Consider the following 16,829-nt stretch of genomic DNA (forward strand, 5'->3'; position numbering starts at 1 on the left):
CCTACGATTCGGGGTCGGACGCCTCGGTGGGGGCTTGGTCAGCCTCTACAAATGCAGCGGCAATCCTCTGTGCGGTCGCGGCAATCTGCCACGGCCTCGCGTCGCGCCCGCGCAGCACCTCGGCGACGGCGTCCGGCGTCGGCTCGGTCGGCTCCCAGGCGACCCGCCGCAGCGTGTCGGGCATGAGCAGATTCTCGGCCGGGATCGACAGGGAATCGGCGACCTCCTGCACGGCGGCACGCGCTGCCTTCAGTCGAGCGTCGGCCTGCGGACGACGGTTGCTCCAGAAGCGCGGGGGCGGTGGCTCGTCGGAACGCACCCGCAGGTCCGGCAGATCGTCGCTCGTGCGACCGCGCTCGATGGCCGACCACCAGCGGTCGAGCTCGCTGCGGCTCGCGCGGCCTGAGAAGTCCTTGCGGGCGGCGAGCCTGCTCTTCGTCTCGACATCGGCGGTCGCGGCCGCGAGCAGCGACCGGTCCGGCACCAGCCGCCCAGGCGCGGTGTCGGTGGCGCGGGCGAGCGCGTCGCGCGCCAGCCAGAGCTCGCGGGCGACGGCGAGCTGGCGCCGATCGCGGATCGCGTGGATGCCCGAGAGGCGGCGCCATGGCTCCGCAGCCGGCGGCTTCGGCTGCCGCTCCAGCGCATACGCGAACTCCTGCTCGGCGAGCTCCGCCTTGCCCTGCTCGAGCAGCTCGGCGGCCAGCCGGTCGCGCGCCTCCGGGAGCACCTCGACATCGAGCGCGGCGTACTCCAGCCACGACGCCGGGATCGGCCGCGCGGACCAGTCGCTGGCGCCGTGCTCCTTGCGCAGTCGTAGGCCCACGAGCCGCTCCGTCACCGCCGCGAGGCCGACGCGCTCGAAGCCGGCCAGGCGCGCACCGAGCTCGGTGTCGAACAGCCTCGTCGGCTCGAGGCCCACCTCGCGCAGGCAGGGCAGATCCTGGCTCGCGGCGTGGATGATCCACTCCTCCTCGCCGATCGCCTGCTGCAGCACCGAGAAGTCCTCGATCGAGGTCGGGTCGACCAGCACCGTGCCGGCCCCGCGTCGGTGGAGCTGCACCAGGTAGGCCCGCGCCGAGTACCGGAAGCCATTCGCGCGCTCCGCGTCCACCGCGACCGGGCCGCGGCCATCGAAGAGGCGCTCGGCCGCGCGGGCGAGCGAGTCCGCGTCGGCGATCACGTCGAGCGGGCCGGCCGCGCGCGCCATCGGCAGCTCGGGCTGCGGGTCGACCGCGTCAGTCACGCGCGCGCCGATGTGCGTCGAGACCCGTGGTGCCCGGTTGCACCGGCAGCCCCGCGATCGCGCAGAGCATGTCGGTCCAGGCGGTGAGATGGGCGCCGAAGTCGTGCCCTGTCGGGGTCCAGGAGGCGCGCAGCTCGATCTGTGCGCCGTCGCCCTGCGCCGCCAGCTCGCCGAAGCCGCTGGAGAGGATCTTGGTGGCGGTGCCCGACTCCGAGTGGTACTCGGCACCGCGCTGGTCGAGCGCCTCGAGCAGGTAGGTCCAGGTCACCTCAGCGAGGAACTGGTCCATCGCGATCTCTGGATCCTGCGACGCCTGGGTGAAGCTCACGACGCGGAAGTCGCCGCCCCAGGCCTCCGGCTCCTCGGGATCGTGCATGAGGATGAAGCGTCCGGTGCCGAGATCGGAGTCGCGCCCGTGCGCCGGGACTCCGACATCGGCCGCGATCGCGAAGGAGTGCGGCGCGATGCGACCCGGCGCCGGGATCTCGCGCACCGACAGCTCGCTGCGGAGCTCCGCCCGCCGCAGCTGATCGACGGCAGCGCGGAACGCCTCGGGCTCAGGGGCGGGTGCTGCACTGCTCGTGTCCACCGGGAAAGACTACGATTCCGGTGTGACCCTGCAAGCGAGGCGCGCCGCCGCAGCCGAGCGGCGACTGACCAGGCTCGCGCTGCTGTCCGGCGGCGTCGTCGTCGGGGGAGCGGCGCTGGCGGTCACGGGCGCATCCGCGGTGCTCGCCTCGATGCTGGTCACCCCGCCGAGGACCCAGATCGACGACATCCGCGTGCTGGGACTCGACGCGCGGGGCGTGCGCCTCGGGCTCACACCCGACACGGTGCTGCCGGGGACCTACGCCCTGGCGATCGGTGAGGAGCTCGCGGTGCTGGGCGGCGTTGTCGCGCGGGACGACACCGGGGTGGTGCGCACGGTCGACGAGCGCTCGCGCGCCCTGCTCGAGGGCGTGACCTCCGCCCGCTGGTCCGGCTACGCGCTCTCGCGCCCGCAGCAGGTGGCGGAGCGGGTCGAGCACGCCCAGGTGCAGACCGAGTGCGGTGCGGCGCCCGCCTGGATCATGGGCGACCAGGAGGCGACCACCTGGTGCCTGCAGGTGCACGGTCGCGGCGTGACCCGACGCGAGACGATCCGCGCGGCGCCGATCTATCTGCGCCGCGGGATCCCCGTGATGGCGGTCTCGTACCGCAACGATACGGAGGCGCCGCCCAGCCGGCAGAACAAGTACCGCCTGGGCCTGGACGAATGGCGCGACGTCGACGACGCGATCGGCTTCGCGGTCGCGCGCGGTGCGGAGCGCATCGTGCTGCAGGGCTGGTCGATGGGGGGCCAGATCGCGCTGCAGGTCGCCCGGCGCTCGCGGCACCGTCGTCGCATCGTCGGGCTCGTGCTCGACTCGCCCGTGGTCGGCTGGCGTCCCACGCTGCAGCTGCAGGTGGCGCTGGCGAAGCGCCCGGCGTGGCTCGTCGACACCGCGGTCGGGCTGCTGGAGTCACCAGCCTCGGTGCTCAGCGGCAGCCGCAGCCTGGACTTCGACGAGCTCGACAACGTGCTGCACGCAGATGCCTTCTCGCAGCCGATCCTGCTGCTGCACTCGGCCGACGACGGGTACGTGCCACCGGACGCGTCGCGCGCGCTCGCGCAGGCGCGGCCCGACCTGGTCGAGTATCACGAATGGCGCCGCGCTCGGCACACGAAGCTCTGGAACCTCGATCGAGCGAGGTACGACCACGAGATCGGCAGCTGGCTGGATCACCGGGGCATCACGGCGTTCGGCTGACCCGGCTTCGAGCGTGGCGCCGATGCGCGGTGTTCCTCGGCCCGGGACGGGCCTCGGCGCTGGCGTCGCCGCGTCGACCCGAAAGGGTCGACGCTCTAGTGCTCCAGCGCGCGCTCCCGGATCTGACGCTGGATGCGGCCGAGCATGCCCACCATGCCGCGCAGCCGGAGCGGCGAGACGACCCGGTCGAGGCCCAGCTCGCGCGGGAAGTCGATCGGCACCGCGAGCGCATCCTCGACGCTCGCGCCTTCGAGGCCCTGCGCGAGGATCGATGCGAAGCCGCGGGTCGTCGGTGCTTCCGCCGGCGCCGTCGCGTGCACGTGCACCCTGCCGTCGTCGACCTCGACGAAGAGGAAGACCGGCGACTGGCACTCCGTGACCCGCTCGAGCAGGTCGGGGTGGTCGGCGTAGCGCTGCGGCAGCTCTGGCAGCTCGTCGGAGAACTCCAGCAGCAGCTGCAGACGATCCGTCTCCTCCATGGCGTGGAAGTCCTCGGCCGTCTGCTGCAGCGCGGGCGTGGCCGTCATCGGGCGGGCACCTCCCCGGGCTCCGTGCCGACCGTGATCGGCACACCCACGAGCGAGCCCCACTCGGTCCAGGAGCCGTCGTAGTTGCGCACGTTCGGCAGGCCCAGCAGGTGCGTCAGCACGAACCACGTGTGGCTCGAGCGCTCACCGATGCGGCAGTAGGCGATCACCTCGTCGGCATCGCGCAGCCCCGCGCCGTCGAGGTAGATCGCCTCGAGCTCTGCGCGCGAGCGGAAGGTGCCGTCCTCGCGGACCGCCGTGCCCCACGGCACGCTCGCGGCGGTGGGGATGTGGCCGGCGCGCAGCGCACCCTCCTCGGGGTAGGCGGGCGCCGTGGTGCGCTCGCCGGAGTACTCCTCGGGGCTCCGCACATCGATGAGCGGGTTGCCGAAGTGCGTGAGCACATCTTCGCGGAACGCGCGCAGGGTCGCGTCGTCGCGCTCCACCACCGGGTACTCGACGCGCTCGCGCGTCGACGGCGCGCGCGTGAGCTCGCGCCCCTCGGCGATCCACAGATCGCGACCGCCGTCCATGATGCGGGTGTTGTCGTGGCCGTAGAGCGCGAACACCCACAGCGCGTAGGTGGCCCACCAGTTCGCCTTGTCGCCGTAGAAGACCACCGTGGTGTCGCGGCCGATGCCCTTGCTGCCCAGCAGCTCGGCGAACGCTGCGGGTGCGAGGTAGTCGCGCAGCACCGGGTCGTTGAGGTCGGTGTGCCAGTCGATCTTCACCGCGGAGGGGATGTGGCCCATCTCGTAGAGCAGCACATCCTCATCCGACTCGACGATCACCACATCCGGGTCGTGCAGGTGCGCGGCAACCCACTCGGTCGACACCACGCGCTCGGGCGCGGCGTACTGCTCGAATCGGGACTCGGTCTCTGACACGGTGGCTCCTTCTGCGCGGCGGCGGTGGGGATTCGGCCTGAAGTAGGCTCCTGTGAGGCAAACGCCATTCTCCCATCGAAACTTCCGCGCGGCCCTATCGCGCAGCCAAGGAGCCCGCATGCCATCGATCTCGCTCGTCGAGCGCAGCCCGCAGGTGAGCGCTGAGCAGATCGTGGGGAGCCTCGTGCCCCCGCCGCAGTTCGACGCCGCGACGTTCGAGTCCTATCGGCCCGACCCTGCGCATCCGTCGCAGGCCGAGGCGCTCGAGCGGATGCAGGAGCTCGTCACCGCGTGGACTGCGCCGAAGCGCAGCGGCCTGTTCAAGAAGAAGGCGCCGGAGGTCAAGCCCGGCATCTATCTCGACGGAGGCTTCGGCGTCGGGAAGACCCACCTGCTGGCCGCGCTGTGGAAGGCGATGCCCGGCCCGAAGCGGTTCGGCACCTTCATCGAGTACACGGCGCTCGTGGGCGCGCTCGGCTACGCGGAGGCGGTGCAGCAGCTGCAGGGATCCCGCCTGATCTGCATCGACGAGTTCGAGCTCGACGACCCGGGCGACACGATGGTGATGACGCGCCTGCTGGGCGAGCTGGTCGCCGGCGGCACGAAGCTCGCGGCCACGAGCAACACGCCGCCGAATGCGCTGGGCGAGGGCCGCTTCGCCGCATCCGACTTCCTGCGCGAGATCCAGGCGATCGCCGATCGGTTCCAGATCATGCGGATCGACGGCGACGACTACCGGCAGCGAGACATCACGGGCAGCGCGCCGACGGTGGAGTCCGCCGATCTGGAGTCCGCGCTCGCGACGATCGGCGGCACGGCAGCGGTCGACGACTTCGACGCGCTCGTGGCGCACCTCGCCAGAGTGCACCCGTCGCGGTACGTGGGGCTGGTGGAGGGCGTGGATGCGCTCGGCCTGCGGGAGGTGCGCACGCTGACCGACCAGAACGACGCACTGCGCTTCGTCGCGCTGGTCGACCGGCTCTACGACGCCCAGGTCGTGCTGCGCGCCAGCGGCACCTCGCTCTCCGAGGTCTTCAGCGAGGAGATGCTGGGCGGCGGCTACCGCAAGAAGTACCTGCGGGCGATCTCGAGGCTGCTCGCGCTCGCCCACGCGGGCTGAAGCCTCACGCCTCCGAGTCGGTGCGGCGCGAGTACTCCTGCTCGTCCCTGGTGGTGACGGCGGCCTCGTCGACCGGCGGGTAGCTTCTGCTCAGGAAGCCGAGGTAGAACGCGCCGAGCACGACCGCGATCAGCGAGCCGGCCAGCACGCCGAGCGTGCCCTCGACGATGAGATCCTCGGCGCTGCGGTGCGCGAGCTCGTTCATCAGCATCGAGACGGTGAAGCCGATGCCGCCCAGCAGGCTGATGCCGATGAGCTCCGAGAGCTTGACGCGCTCGGGCTTCGGCACCCGCAGCGCCGCCTGACCGATCAGCCCCGCGATCGTGATGCCGAAGAGCTTGCCGAACGGCAGCGCCACGACGATCGCCCAGAAGACCGGGCTCAGCTCGTTCAGCGGCACCTGCGGGATCGCGACGGATGCGCTCGTGAACGCGAACAGCGGCAGCACGATGCCGTTGGTGAACGGCTCGAGCCGCTCTCGCGCCGATTCCGCAGGCGCGGGGGAGAGCACGAGCCCGAGCAGCACGCCGGCGATGGTGGCGTGGATGCCGCTCATCGCGATAAGCCACCAGGTGATGAGCGCGACCGCGAGCAGCGCGATGCGCAGCGGCCAGCTGCCGCGCTTGCCCCGGTAGGCGCGCCCGAGCAGCCAGAACAGCGCGACGCCGAGGGCGCCCAGGCCCAGGTGCGGCAGGGAGACGGACTCGGTGAAGAAGACCGCGATGAAGAAGATGCCGATGAGGTCGTCGATGACGGCCAGGGCGAGCAGCAGCGCGCGCACGCTCGAGGGGAGCCGGCGCCCGAACAGGGCCAGCACGCCGAGGGCGAAGGTGATGTCGGTGGCGGTGGGGATCGGCCAGCCCTGCGCACCGTCGGCGCCGGCGAGGTTGATGTAGACGAGCGCCGGGATGGCGACGCCGCCGAGCGCAGCGATCGTCGGCACGGCGGCCTTGGACACCGAGTTGAGATCGCCCTGCGTGAACTCGTAGCGCAGCTCGATCGCGACCACGAAGAAGAAGACCACGAGGAGTCCGTCGGTCACCCAGTGCGCCGCCGAGAGGTCGAGGCCGAAGATGGTGAACGGCAGATGCGCGTGCTTCAGCTCGTCGAGACCGGGGCCGAGACCCGTGTTCGCGATGACCAGACCGAGGACCGCGGCCGCCAGCAGCAGCATCGCCGAGACTTGCGGGTTCCGGATCCAGGACAGCTTCATGCGTCCATCTTTCCATCCGGTCGGCGTCCGGCCGCACAGCGGGCAACACGGCCGAAACATGCCGCGCGGATCTGTAACCGGCTCGAAACCTGGCAGGCACGCGTCTCGAAACGAGCGCGGAGCATGCTCGAAGCGTCCCCTCTCATGCACATCAAGGAGAACCCCCAATGCCCGATATCGATGCAGGCAGCATGTCGTTCGGCGTCATCGCCACGGCACTCGTGCTGTTCATGACGCCAGGACTCGCCTTCTTCTACGGCGGGCTGGTCCGCTCGAAGAGCGTGATCAGCATGATGATGATGTCCTTCGGCGCCATCGGTCTGGTCGGCACGCTCTGGATCCTGTACGGCTACAGCATGTCGGCCGTCGACTCGCCCTTCGCGTTCTCCGGCAACCCGTTCGCCGACATCGGCCTCGCGGCCATGGCAGCGGGCGAGAGCGCCAACACCGACCTCATCGGCGTCGCCTTCGGCTCGACCTTCGCGATCATCACGATCGCGCTCATCTCCGGCTCCATCGCTGACCGCGCGAAGTTCGGCGCCTGGATGCTGTTCGCCGGCGCCTTCGCCACGCTCGGCTACTTCCCGATCGCGGCCTGGGTGTGGGGCGGCGGCTGGGTCTTCTCGCTCGGTGACCTGCTCGGCCTGCCCGCCGTGATCGACTACGCGGGCGGCACCGCCGTGCACATCAACGCGGGCGCCGCGGCGCTGGCGCTGACGTTCGTGCTGGGCAAGCGGATCGGCTTCAGCAAGGGCGCGCACAAGCCCCACAACGTGCCGTTCGTCATCCTCGGCGCGAGCATCCTGTGGTTCGGCTGGTTCGGCTTCAACGTCGGAGCCGAGTGGCTGAACGGCCTCGAGAACGCCGGACTCATCGCGCTGAACACCATCGGCGCCACCGCCGCCTCGATCTGCGCCTGGCTGCTGGTCGAGAAGCTCAAGGACGGCAAGCCCACGTCGGTCGGCGCCGCGTCGGGTGCCGTCGCCGGTCTCGTCGCGATCACGCCGGCCTGCGCGAACGTGACGCCCGGGTGGGCGCTGCTGCTGGGAGCGCTCTCCGGTGCGCTGTGCGCACTCGCGATCGAGCTGAAGTACCGCTTCGGCTACGACGACTCGCTCGACGTGGTCGGCATCCACCTGGTCGGCGGCATGCTCGGCACCGTCTACCTCGGCTTCTTCGCCACCGGCACGGGCCTCTTCCTCGGCGGCGGCATCGGCCAGCTGGTCGTGCAGCTGATCGCATCGCTCGGCGTGATGGTGTTCGCGTTCGTCGTCGCCTTCCTGATCGGCCTCGCGATCGAGAAGACGATCGGCTTCCGCCTCACGAGCGAGGACGAGCTCGCGGGCGTCGACCAGATCGTGCACGGCGAAGAGGCGTACGAGTACGAGCTCGAGCGCGCCTGAGCGTCACTGATCGCAGCAGACGGGGAGGGTCGGCGAGAGCCGCCCTCCCCGTCTCGCGCGTCCGCCCCCGCAGTTCGGCGGCGCCCCGCGCCCGCACTCCGTAGGTCGAGGAGCGGTCGGCGGAGCCGTCCGCGTCACGAGACCGGATGTCGGTCGCGTTCGGTCTCGTGACGCCAGCGCGCCTGCGGCGCGGTGGCTCCTCGACCTACGAGGCAGGGTCGCGCCTGCGGCGCGGTGGCTCCTCGACCTACGAGGCAGGGTCGCGCCTGCGGCGCGGTGGCTCCTCGACCTACGAGGCGACGGGGCGCTAGAGGATGACGGCGCCGCGGATGCGGTGGCCGCTGGCGATCGACTCGCTCGAGACCGCGAGCCTGGGCGAGAGCAGCATGACGACCAGATCGGCGACCTGCTGCGGGGTCGATTCGCCGGGCTTGCCGGGCGCGACCTCACGGGTGGCGGATTCGGTGACGGGGCCGGGGTTGACGACGTTGACGCTGACCCCGGTGCCGGCGAGCTCATCCGCGAGGCTCTCCGCCGCGATGATGAGCGCCGCATTGCGCACCGCGCCGGTGATGTTGCCGGTCATGAGCGCGTTCTGACCGCTCAGCCCCACGATGCGGCCGGAGCCGGCCTCCCGCATGTGGGGGATGACGGCATTGGCGATGCGCAGGAAGGTCAGCGCCTTGTCGTCGATCGCCCGCCCGACCTGCTCGGGGTCGCTCGCGCGCGCCGGATCCAGGGTCTGGGCCGCGGGAGCCGCGGCGACCACGAGCGCGTCGATGCGGTCGTGCTGCTCGAGCACGCGAGCGATCGCCGATGCGACGGAGCCGTCGTCGCCACCGTCCATCCGCACGTCGGCGCCCTCGCCGCGCGCCGCCGTGATGACGGTCGCGCCCTCTGCGCGGGCGGTGGCGGCGACGGCGCTGCCGATGAGGCCGGTGCCACCCACGACCAGGATGACGTGATCGGTCAGCTGCAGATCCATGCGCCAACCATATTCCGCCTTGGCGCGCATGGCTGAGCGGTGCGAAGGTGGCTGGATGTCACGCACCAACCGATCACTCTCTCGTCGGTCGCTCATGCTCGGCATCGCCGGCGGCATGCGCTCGCTCACGCCGATGGCGGTGATCGCGCTCACAGCGGGCGCCTCGCCGCCGTGGCCGCTCCTGCAGCGGCCGTGGGGCAAGGCGGCGCTGCTGACGCTCGCGATCGGGGAGCTGGTCGGCGACAAGCTGCCGATGACGCCGTCGCGGCTCTCGCCTCCCGCGCTGCTGGGCCGCGTCGGCTCCGCTGCGCTCGCGGGCGCGGCGCTCGGCGCAGGCACCGGTCGGCGCGGCGCTGCCTCCAGCGGAGCCGGCATCGCCGCAGCGGCAGCCGTGCTCGGCGCGGTCGGCGGCTACTGGGCACGGCGCGGCCTGGTGGAGGGCGGCGGTCTGGCCGACCCGGCGGTGGCACTGCTCGAGGATGCGGCGGCGGTCGCTCTGAGCCGCGCTGCCGCGACGCCGTAGTCAGGGCCGCAGCCGCACAGCATGCAGCAGGGGCCGGCATCTCGCGATGCCGGCCCCTGTCGGTGGGCGATGCGGGACTCGAACCCACGACCTCTTCGGTGTGAACGAAGCGCGCTACCAACTGCGCCAATCGCCCGTGCCGCGATGACGCGGACCGGATAAGTCTGCCACATTCCGCGACCCAGTCATGACGCCCTGCGGCCGAGGCGGCCCCGCACGGCCCGATTTGGCACGCACCCGATCGGTGGGTATAGTTTTCCAAGTGCTCAGCGATGAGCCCCGCGGATGTGGCGCAGTGGTAGCGCATCACCTTGCCAAGGTGAGGGTCGCGAGTTCGAATCTCGTCATCCGCTCGACAGCAATGTCATGAGAGTCAATCTCACACCACCTGGTGGGGTGGCCGAGTGGTGAGGCAGCGGCCTGCAAAGCCGTCTACGCGGGTTCGAATCCCGTCTCCACCTCGAGCACTCAAGAGGGCGATTGGCGCAGCGGTAGCGCGCTTCCCTGACACGGAAGAGGTCACTGGTTCGAACCCAGTATCGCCCACCACGAAACCCCCGGTTTTCCGGGGGTTTTCGCTTGCCCGGGAGGGCGCGTGCAATACCCGTGCAACATCTCCGCGGCTGTCACGAACGAGGCTAGGGGCTTGATCCCGCACCGGCGTGTCGCGGTACCGTCACACCATGCCTGACCCGCTCGACGAGCTCGACGACCGCTGCGAAGCGTGCGGCGTCCTCATCTACCGAGACACCTGCCAGAACTGCGGACACGTCCACGAGTTCCCAGCACACGCCGACAAGCCCGACGACGGCGAAGTGCCAAGCATCGGCGGCTGGCAGTGATGCCCGCGAAGCGCACCGGCAACGCTGGCGCCATCTAGAGTCAGAAACGGAAGCATCAAAGCGCGGGAGAAATACGCGAACATGCCACCGCTAGTGACGAACTCGTAGTAAACCAGTACACTAAAGCCATGGACCTTCTCTCCACCGTGCGTTCGCAGGCGACCTCTGCCCAGCGCGGTAGCGACGGCCTGACCTCGGGTGAGCGCAAGAGGCTTGCCAATCTCCACGAGTCGCGCGAGGCTCGTCCGCACGCAGGCGCGTCCGTCATGCAGAAGCTCGCTGCACGTCGCGCCGCGCGGCGTGCCCACGCCTAGCAGAGTCCGCATAGCGGTCCACGACGACCGCGCGGCTTTGATGGAGTTCGTTTGCACACAGCCTGCAAAGCAGAGTTTCGGTGTGCCGCACCCACGACCGTGGGAGTTGGTTACCCAGTCAGCGTTCAGAGAGTTGCGCCCGCCAATGCGGGATGGCTCGCAACTGTACGTCCTCGAGGAAGATGGCGTAATCGCAGGGTTGTGCAGAACCCGCCCGACTGACGACGGCGCTGTGCTCATTGCCAGCATCGCGGTGTCACACTTCGCGCGTTGCGAAGGGCGCGGTGCTGCTTTGCTCGGCGAGGTACTCGACGAGATCCAAGCGACGCGCCCTGGGGTAGACGTCATCGCTCGCATCCACTCGCGCAACGAGCCCAGCCGAAAATTGTTCCGCGCCTTCGGCTTCGAGTACGTGGAGCCCTTCGAAGGCGGCGGTTCACTCGACGTGTTCGGCCTCGTCGGGCCAGATGTTGAAGAGCAAGACAGCACGAACGGGCCAAGCACGCGCGGCTGGTAGGCGCTACGCCCTCGACGCGTGTAGCCGAGGACGCGCGGGCCTTCCACGCTCAAACGCGACAGGCGGAGGCTTCTGCGGAGGCACCACGAGCGCCGGCCCACGATCACCACCAGCCAACGCACGCCCGGTCGCACGCTCATACAAGGCCAGGCACGCCGTATGCGCTTCATCGAGACTCGACCAGTAGCCCAGCAGCCTCCGTCGCGCCCTGTCCGGATTCGCCGTCACAGCCCTGTAGAACGGCTCCTGACGGACGCCAAGCCACACTAGCCGGACGACAGCGAGCGGCTGCCCATCGAGCGGGTGCAACACATCCCACTCGACAGGCCTCAACGTCACAGCCGCAAATCTAGGCGCGACGGCTGACGCGGCGCGGCTGCTACGGCCTACTCTTGAACCATGACATCCGACGATAAGCAACCCGCCGAGGCGACCGGTCACATTCGATATGGGGGCCGCAATTACAACGCGCCCGCCCGAGAAATCGAAGCAGTGATTCAAGACATGAAGACCGCCCAGCCCGGATCGTCGCGGATGTTCTCAGTCGATGACGGCAACGGCCCCGACTTCCTCTTTTGGACGTTCGGAGCGCCAATCAGTTTCCACATGTGGGAAGCCCCGACGCACAACAACTAAGGCAACCAGGGGGGAGTCCGCTCAAAGCCTCTTCGCCGGGACCTCCGGGGCTTGCCCGTTTTCACACACGGGGTGAAATCCACACCTGAGGTCGATCAAGCCAGTGCCTTGCTGCGGCTGAGAGAGCGGCCAACGAGGTACGAAACCGCTTTCACACACGCGCTTTCGCACTGCGAATCGGCATCAGAGGCTCGTCGGATCGAATGGGGCATCAGGGATCAGTTCGGAGCTCGTAGACAACTTCTCAGGATCAATGCCCCGCCGTGCAGCCCAGACGAGACGTGCCGCACGCCACGCCTCGAACTCCTCCATCCAGCCCTCCCACGCCCGCACACGAGCCCGGATCGGCTTCGACGTGTCATCCGCCCACCCCGGCAAGCTGTCCGGCGACAGCGCGTCTGGGACGTTGCTGCCGATCGGCTTTCTGCGCCTCATGGCTGGTACACGCCACGGACGCCACGCGAGGCCGGCAGGCCGTCCTCCTCGAGCCCAGGCACCTTCAGCGTGGCGAGCATTCGAGCGAGCGCCAGTCGCTGCTGACGGATCTCCGCGATAGCCGGATGCAGACGCTTCCCCTGAGGAGACGCGAGCATCTGCCCGTCCTTCTCCACCTGCTTCCGAAGCGACGTGATCGTGTCCCGCATCCGGCACGCTTCCTCGAGTTGCGCGGCCTCGTGTTCGGGTAGTTCAAACTCGTCTGTGACGGCTTTCCACAGCTTCCGACCCTGGGCATCCAGCCCTACAGGGGTGCGCATTCCGTTCATTACCTGCTCCTATCGCAGTTTCAAGGGTCGATCGTTTGAGATCCAGAGAGAGACACGGCCTAGCACCGGAGGCGCTATGGGACGTTTCAAGGGGGTCCCCCGCCTGGTGGTCATAGCGGTTGGTGATGGTCGGGCCGTCGTGTTGACCGGCCCGACCGTGGTTGTTACGGAGTGGTGCGGAACAGTCCGCGGACGAAGGCGGTCATGTCGTCGTCTGCGGCTGTCGTGTGTCCGTTGTCCTCAGCGCCAGCCTCGGCTTCCGAGTCGGGGAAGAGTGAGCGGACGAATGCGCGCATGTCGTCGTCGTTCATGCGAGTGAGCCCGCGGCACTGGGGGTCTTGAACCGGTATGCGGAGCCCATGGCGGCCTGGTCGGATTCCTGGCTGCTGAGGTCGGCTCGTGTCTGTGCCGCGTTTGCCTTTTCGACGCGTTCTTCGGTTTCGGCGGGCGTTGCGAGGCTGATCGTGTAGCCGCGCCTGACGCCTTCCCAGTGGGTGACCTTGGTGCGGGTCGTCTGGCCGGCTTCGACTTCGGCGCGTGAGAGGTCGCCGGTGTCGAAGCGCGCGTGCGTCTTGCCGGTGCGTGCGGCGTTGCTGAGTCCGAGGGCGTAGATCAGCTGCCCGATTGAGAGATCGATCTGCTCGAGGGCTGTGATGGCGGTGCGCGCGGTGACGTTGGCTGCTGCGACTTCGAGGGACGCCCGCTGGATGTCGGGGCTTGCGAGGTCGTGGATGCCTGCTGCGGTGAGCGTGGCGTACGCGTCGGTGAGTGCCTGTCCTGCGTCGGCGTAGGGCTTCTGGAAGACGGTGACGAGCTGGTCGATGTTCTCTCGCAGGGTCGCGGTGAGGCGGTCGCGTGCGGCGTTGGAGAGGCCTTCGAATGCGGTCATGTTCGACAGTTGCTTGGCGAGTGCGGCGCGCTGCACGGCGGGGTCGGTGAGCGGGTCGCGGCCTTCGGTGATCGCGTCGGCGAGTGCTTCTCCGACGCTGACGCTGCCGAGGTCGATGCTGCTTGCGTCGTCGATGAGCTGGATCTGCTGTTCGATGCGCTTGCGGAGCGCGGCGGGGATGGTCGCGCGGTGGTCGTCTGCGGCTTTGAGGACGTTGGTTGCGATGTCGGGGAGGATGCGAGCGGTCATGGTGTGCCTTTCGGGCTAGAGGTAGTTGATGGGGTTGAGGTCGTCGGCCTTGGCGCGCTTGCGGCGCGGTGCCGGGGTGCAGTCTTTGCAGTAAGCGACTGCGGGTTTGGAGCGGAGCAGCATGTGGTTGCAGCCGCCGGCGCATGCGACGTAGGGGGTGCCGGGTCGGACGCGCCTGCCGGAGTTGATGACTGCGGGGCGGGCCGTGCTGGTTCGTGCCGTGTCGGGTTCGCCGTCGAGCGTGTCTGCGGGCTCGTCAGGCGCGTGTTCGTCGCCTTGCCCGCGTTCCGCTTGCGCTTCCCGCTCGAGGCCGTCTGCGGCGATCTGGCGGCGTTCCGCGGGCGTCGACTGCCGGTAGAGGCCGAGGTCGATCCACTCGTCGAGCCAGCGGGGCGGGTTGGGCCGTCGCAGGTCGAGGAGTCCGCGGGTGGTGAGCTTGTCGAGCTCTGCGAGGATCGCCTTCGATGGGACGACGGGCGTGTGCTTCGTGATCGTCATCGTGTCCATGTCAGGCCTGGTTCAGGAAGCGGAGCGCGCCGGTGGCGTTGTTCACGAGCAGCACTGACCAGCCGTTGCCGGTTGAGCCGGATGTGATGCCGGTGACCTTGGGGGCGACGAGAGTTGGCGACTGGAGGGCCGTGTTGCCGTTCTTGACGTTGTTGAGGTCGGCCTGGACGGCGTTGACGGATGAGACGGTCGCGCGCCCGTTCGCGGTCGACTGCGCCGCGTTAGCCGCAGCCTGCGCAGTCCCGGCCCTATCCCACGCAGCATCCGCGAGGTTCCACGCCGACTGACCCTTAGCGTCAGCATCATCAGCCTTCGTCACACCAAGATCCGCGCGCGACTTCGCCGCCGCAGCCTCCGACCGCGCCGCCATCGCATTGTCATACCCAGACTGCCCCTTACGGTCAGCCTCCTTCACAGCCGGCCCTAGCGACGTCATCACGCCATCGATGGGGGCTTCGACGCCGAGCTTGCCGCGCGTCACCCCGTCGAAGGTGGCGTTCGCGATGCCGGTGACGTTCGTGAGGAACTTGACTGTGCCGTCAGCGTCCCAGATGCCTTCGGGCCGGATGTAGGTGCTTCCTGCTCCGACCCTGCCGCCGTTCGCTGCAGACATCGAGGCTGCGCCTGCAGTGACTGATCCAGCGTCCTCGATGTGCACGCCTGCGGGGATGCGGACAGCGATGCCGCTGCCGTGGGAGATGGATGCGTTGTTGAGCGGCGATGCGGTCTCGAGCATGCGCACGCGCTCTTCGAGTCGGCGGATGACGCGCCCGAAGTCTTCGCGGTCGTGCATTCCGGTCATGAGGTTGCCTTCCGGTTGATGTAGATGAGTTCGTGCTTGCCGCGGCAGTAGGTGCCGCAGCCGGACGCGAAGAGCAGCGAGTCCCGGTCGCGTGCTTCGGTCTCGGTGGCCCAGAGCGTGAATGTCGCAGCTCGGCCGCACCAGGCGACGAGCGCCCAGTCGCCGGTGCCGGTGATCCACTTCGCGGGCGGGTACTTACAGCGGATGAAACCGCGATTGGTGGCATGCTCGCCGCGAAGGCACCGACACCGGCTCCACTCGGTCATGCTCGGCCCCGCTTCCTGGCGAGCACTGGGCAGGTGTCGTCGTGGTAGATGCGGAGCGTGTAGATGCCGTCGCCGTCACGGATGAGTCGCTGGTAGGCGAGGCAGTCGTCGCAGCCGCCGTCCATGCGCGTTTCGAGGTAGTCGTCGAAGCGGATGCTCATGCGGCCATCTCCTTGCACGAGCGAGTGTGCTTACCGGTCATGCCGCACGCGGTGCAGTAGCCGGGGTCGTCCGTAACGGCGCGTGTAACGCCCACACCCATTGCTACTTGTGTTACGTGTGTATCGTTTTCCGCCGCGTTCGTGACACTCGTAACACTCGTAACGGGGGGTGTGTGCGTTACTTCGGCGTTACGGATGGATTGGAACGCGCCTCGGGTTGCTCTCGAGATGCGCCCACTGTCTGCGAGCCGGTTGAGGTAGACGCGCCCCTGGCCCTTTGGCACACTCAGTGCCTCATCCGCTTCCACGTCCTGAGCTGTCACCGCGCCTGGCGCATTGTCGACGAACTCGAGCACGGCGGTCGAGCGGTCGCCCAGGTTGCGCGGGTCACGGTTCAGGATGTCCTGCACGGTCAGTGTCGAGTCGCCCAGGCACACGGCCTTGCCAATCGTGGTGAACTCGCCGCCGCCAACGGGAACGTCGACGCTGTCCACGCGGAACGCCAATGATGGCTTTACGGCGGAGTAGTTCGACTTCTCGATCGTGAGGATTCGGTTATCGGTTTGGTCGTCTACCGCGAGCACCATGAGCGACCGCGCAATGTCGCGGAAGCCGTGGGAGCCCGATACCTTGTCGCCGGCCTGCCCTGCGCTTTTGTTGAAGTGCATAACGCAAATGACGGCTACCTCAAGCTCCGCTGCCATAGATGCGAGCGGGTCAAGGTTCCTGCGCACGTCCTCGAGCCGGTGGCTGTCGCCATGCATGAGGCTGATGATTGGGTCGATGATGAGCACGCGCGCGCCCGTTGACACGATCTCGTCGCGGATCGCCGCTAGATCCTCGGCCAGCGTCGGTGACGTGATCCAGTCTCGGTTCTCTTCGCCTTGCACTCTGATGCCGGTAATCGCGATAACCCTGCTGAGGTTCGCGTCTGCGACCGTGAGGCGAGGGGCGAGCATCTTCGACAGGTCGTCCTCGCCCGCGATCATCGCGACGTTCACAGGCTGCCCGTGGTAGTCGCCCTCGAGGGTTCCACGCGTCAGCCCGGATACGTACCAAGCGAGAATCGTCGACTTCGCGATGCCCGCCGTACCGGCCAAGATCGTGATGACTCCCAGCGGCACCTGATCCCGCACTGCCCATTTCTGCCGCTCGATCGGAACGTGCGCGAGCGTCGTGCTCATTAGTTGC

22 protein-coding genes and 4 tRNA genes are annotated in these 16,829 nt (G+C 68.7%); 11 read left to right on the forward strand and 15 right to left on the reverse strand.

Translation table 11 applies throughout. The features are described 5' to 3' along the window. Window position 1: 1 nt before the first annotated feature. Both ABG090_RS05895 and ABG090_RS05900 read right to left on the reverse strand, forming a co-directional pair. Window positions 2-1,207, reverse strand: coding sequence for an HRDC domain-containing protein (locus ABG090_RS05895; RefSeq protein ID WP_347757511.1), 1,206 nt, complete (start codon window positions 1,205-1,207; stop codon window positions 2-4). A 28-nt stretch (window positions 1,208-1,235) separates the two neighbouring features. Beyond that, window positions 1,236-1,832: a DUF3000 domain-containing protein gene (locus ABG090_RS05900; protein ID WP_347757284.1), complete on the reverse strand. Its 597-nt coding sequence runs from the start codon at window positions 1,830-1,832 to the stop codon at window positions 1,236-1,238. 22 nt (window positions 1,833-1,854) lie between these two features. On the opposite strand from ABG090_RS05900, the gene ABG090_RS05905 reads away from it, so the two are divergent. Then, window positions 1,855-3,033 carry an alpha/beta fold hydrolase gene (locus ABG090_RS05905; protein WP_347757286.1) on the forward strand — a complete coding sequence of 393 codons (1,179 nt, stop codon included), beginning with the start codon at window positions 1,855-1,857 and terminating at the stop codon, window positions 3,031-3,033. A 95-nt stretch (window positions 3,034-3,128) separates the two neighbouring features. Here ABG090_RS05905 and ABG090_RS05910 read toward each other — a convergent pair whose 3' ends face one another. Together ABG090_RS05910 and ABG090_RS05915 are read right to left on the reverse strand one after the other, a co-directional pair. Next, complete coding sequence (locus ABG090_RS05910) at window positions 3,129-3,560, reverse strand: SufE family protein (protein ID WP_347757288.1); 432 nt, start codon at window positions 3,558-3,560, stop codon at window positions 3,129-3,131. Then, window positions 3,557-4,447, reverse strand: a complete 891-nt coding sequence (locus ABG090_RS05915) for a sulfurtransferase (protein WP_347757290.1) — start codon at window positions 4,445-4,447, stop codon at window positions 3,557-3,559. Before ABG090_RS05915 ends, ABG090_RS05910 begins: the two co-directional genes overlap by 4 nt. Window positions 4,448-4,565: 118 nt before the next feature. Here ABG090_RS05915 and zapE point away from each other — a divergent pair, with 118 nt between their 5' ends. Further along, window positions 4,566-5,567, forward strand: coding sequence for a cell division protein ZapE (gene zapE, locus ABG090_RS05920; protein WP_347757292.1), 1,002 nt, complete (start codon window positions 4,566-4,568; stop codon window positions 5,565-5,567). Between the two features lie 4 nt (window positions 5,568-5,571). Here the strand turns inward: zapE and ABG090_RS05925 are convergent, their stop codons facing one another. Continuing rightward, window positions 5,572-6,780, reverse strand: coding sequence for a Na+/H+ antiporter NhaA (locus tag ABG090_RS05925; protein ID WP_347757294.1), 1,209 nt, complete (start codon window positions 6,778-6,780; stop codon window positions 5,572-5,574). A gap of 176 nt (window positions 6,781-6,956) precedes the next feature. On the opposite strand from ABG090_RS05925, the gene ABG090_RS05930 reads away from it, so the two are divergent. Next, complete coding sequence (locus ABG090_RS05930) at window positions 6,957-8,183, forward strand: ammonium transporter (RefSeq protein ID WP_347757513.1); 1,227 nt, start codon at window positions 6,957-6,959, stop codon at window positions 8,181-8,183. Between the two features lie 307 nt (window positions 8,184-8,490). Here ABG090_RS05930 and ABG090_RS05935 read toward each other — a convergent pair whose 3' ends face one another. Next, window positions 8,491-9,168, reverse strand: coding sequence for an SDR family oxidoreductase (locus tag ABG090_RS05935; protein WP_347757296.1), 678 nt, complete (start codon window positions 9,166-9,168; stop codon window positions 8,491-8,493). Window positions 9,169-9,223: 55 nt separating this feature from the next. On the opposite strand from ABG090_RS05935, the gene ABG090_RS05940 reads away from it, so the two are divergent. Continuing rightward, on the forward strand, window positions 9,224-9,691 hold the full coding sequence (locus ABG090_RS05940) for a hypothetical protein (protein ID WP_347757298.1): 468 nt from the start codon (window positions 9,224-9,226) through the stop codon (window positions 9,689-9,691). 63 nt (window positions 9,692-9,754) lie between these two features. On the opposite strand, the gene ABG090_RS05945 is transcribed toward ABG090_RS05940, so the two are convergent. Continuing rightward, window positions 9,755-9,827 (reverse strand) — tRNA-Val (locus ABG090_RS05945). Window positions 9,828-9,972: 145 nt separating this feature from the next. Between ABG090_RS05945 and ABG090_RS05950 the strand changes: the two genes are divergently transcribed. From ABG090_RS05950 to ABG090_RS05980, 7 genes are all read left to right on the forward strand, one after another. Beyond that, window positions 9,973-10,044: transfer RNA gene (locus ABG090_RS05950), tRNA-Gly, on the forward strand. Between the two features lie 37 nt (window positions 10,045-10,081). Then, a tRNA-Cys gene (locus ABG090_RS05955) sits at window positions 10,082-10,152 on the forward strand. Between the two features lie 13 nt (window positions 10,153-10,165). After that, window positions 10,166-10,240, forward strand: a tRNA-Val gene (locus tag ABG090_RS05960). Between the two features lie 134 nt (window positions 10,241-10,374). After that, a complete protein-coding gene (locus ABG090_RS05965) occupies window positions 10,375-10,533 on the forward strand; it encodes a hypothetical protein (RefSeq protein WP_347757300.1) in 159 nt (52 codons plus the stop codon). A 128-nt stretch (window positions 10,534-10,661) separates the two neighbouring features. After that, window positions 10,662-10,847, forward strand: a complete 186-nt coding sequence (locus ABG090_RS05970) for a hypothetical protein (RefSeq protein WP_347757302.1) — start codon at window positions 10,662-10,664, stop codon at window positions 10,845-10,847. Continuing rightward, entirely contained in the window at window positions 10,834-11,364 is a 531-nt protein-coding gene (locus ABG090_RS05975) for a GNAT family N-acetyltransferase (protein WP_347757304.1), read from the forward strand. The genes ABG090_RS05970 and ABG090_RS05975 overlap by 14 nt, the downstream gene beginning before the upstream one ends. A gap of 399 nt (window positions 11,365-11,763) precedes the next feature. Further along, on the forward strand, window positions 11,764-12,000 hold the full coding sequence (locus ABG090_RS05980) for a hypothetical protein (protein ID WP_347757306.1): 237 nt from the start codon (window positions 11,764-11,766) through the stop codon (window positions 11,998-12,000). 431 nt (window positions 12,001-12,431) lie between these two features. On the opposite strand, the gene ABG090_RS05985 is transcribed toward ABG090_RS05980, so the two are convergent. The 8 genes from ABG090_RS05985 to ABG090_RS06020 all read right to left on the reverse strand — a co-directional run bounded on the left by ABG090_RS05985 (window position 12,432) and on the right by ABG090_RS06020 (window position 16,822). Continuing rightward, window positions 12,432-12,764, reverse strand: a complete 333-nt coding sequence (locus ABG090_RS05985) for a terminase (RefSeq protein WP_347757308.1) — start codon at window positions 12,762-12,764, stop codon at window positions 12,432-12,434. 164 nt (window positions 12,765-12,928) lie between these two features. Further along, window positions 12,929-13,075 carry a hypothetical protein gene (locus ABG090_RS05990; RefSeq protein ID WP_347757310.1) on the reverse strand — a complete coding sequence of 49 codons (147 nt, stop codon included), beginning with the start codon at window positions 13,073-13,075 and terminating at the stop codon, window positions 12,929-12,931. Further along, a complete protein-coding gene (locus ABG090_RS05995) occupies window positions 13,072-13,902 on the reverse strand; it encodes a hypothetical protein (RefSeq protein WP_347757312.1) in 831 nt (276 codons plus the stop codon). Before ABG090_RS05995 ends, ABG090_RS05990 begins: the two co-directional genes overlap by 4 nt. A 15-nt stretch (window positions 13,903-13,917) precedes the next feature. Continuing rightward, window positions 13,918-14,409 carry a hypothetical protein gene (locus ABG090_RS06000; RefSeq protein WP_347757314.1) on the reverse strand — a complete coding sequence of 164 codons (492 nt, stop codon included), beginning with the start codon at window positions 14,407-14,409 and terminating at the stop codon, window positions 13,918-13,920. Between the two features lies 1 nt (window position 14,410). Further along, on the reverse strand, window positions 14,411-15,211 hold the full coding sequence (locus ABG090_RS06005; protein WP_347757316.1) for a hypothetical protein: 801 nt from the start codon (window positions 15,209-15,211) through the stop codon (window positions 14,411-14,413). Then, on the reverse strand, window positions 15,208-15,477 hold the full coding sequence (locus ABG090_RS06010; RefSeq protein WP_347757318.1) for a hypothetical protein: 270 nt from the start codon (window positions 15,475-15,477) through the stop codon (window positions 15,208-15,210). The genes ABG090_RS06005 and ABG090_RS06010 overlap by 4 nt, the downstream gene beginning before the upstream one ends. Next, entirely contained in the window at window positions 15,474-15,638 is a 165-nt protein-coding gene (locus ABG090_RS06015; protein ID WP_347757320.1) for a hypothetical protein, read from the reverse strand. Before ABG090_RS06015 ends, ABG090_RS06010 begins: the two co-directional genes overlap by 4 nt. Continuing rightward, window positions 15,635-16,822 carry an AAA family ATPase gene (locus ABG090_RS06020; RefSeq protein ID WP_347757322.1) on the reverse strand — a complete coding sequence of 396 codons (1,188 nt, stop codon included), beginning with the start codon at window positions 16,820-16,822 and terminating at the stop codon, window positions 15,635-15,637. Before ABG090_RS06020 ends, ABG090_RS06015 begins: the two co-directional genes overlap by 4 nt. Between the last annotated feature and the right edge of the window lie 7 nt (window positions 16,823-16,829).

The sequence above is a fragment of the Agrococcus sp. ProA11 genome, from assembly GCF_039880525.1.
GTDB lineage: Bacteria > Actinomycetota > Actinomycetes > Actinomycetales > Microbacteriaceae > Agrococcus > Agrococcus chionoecetis.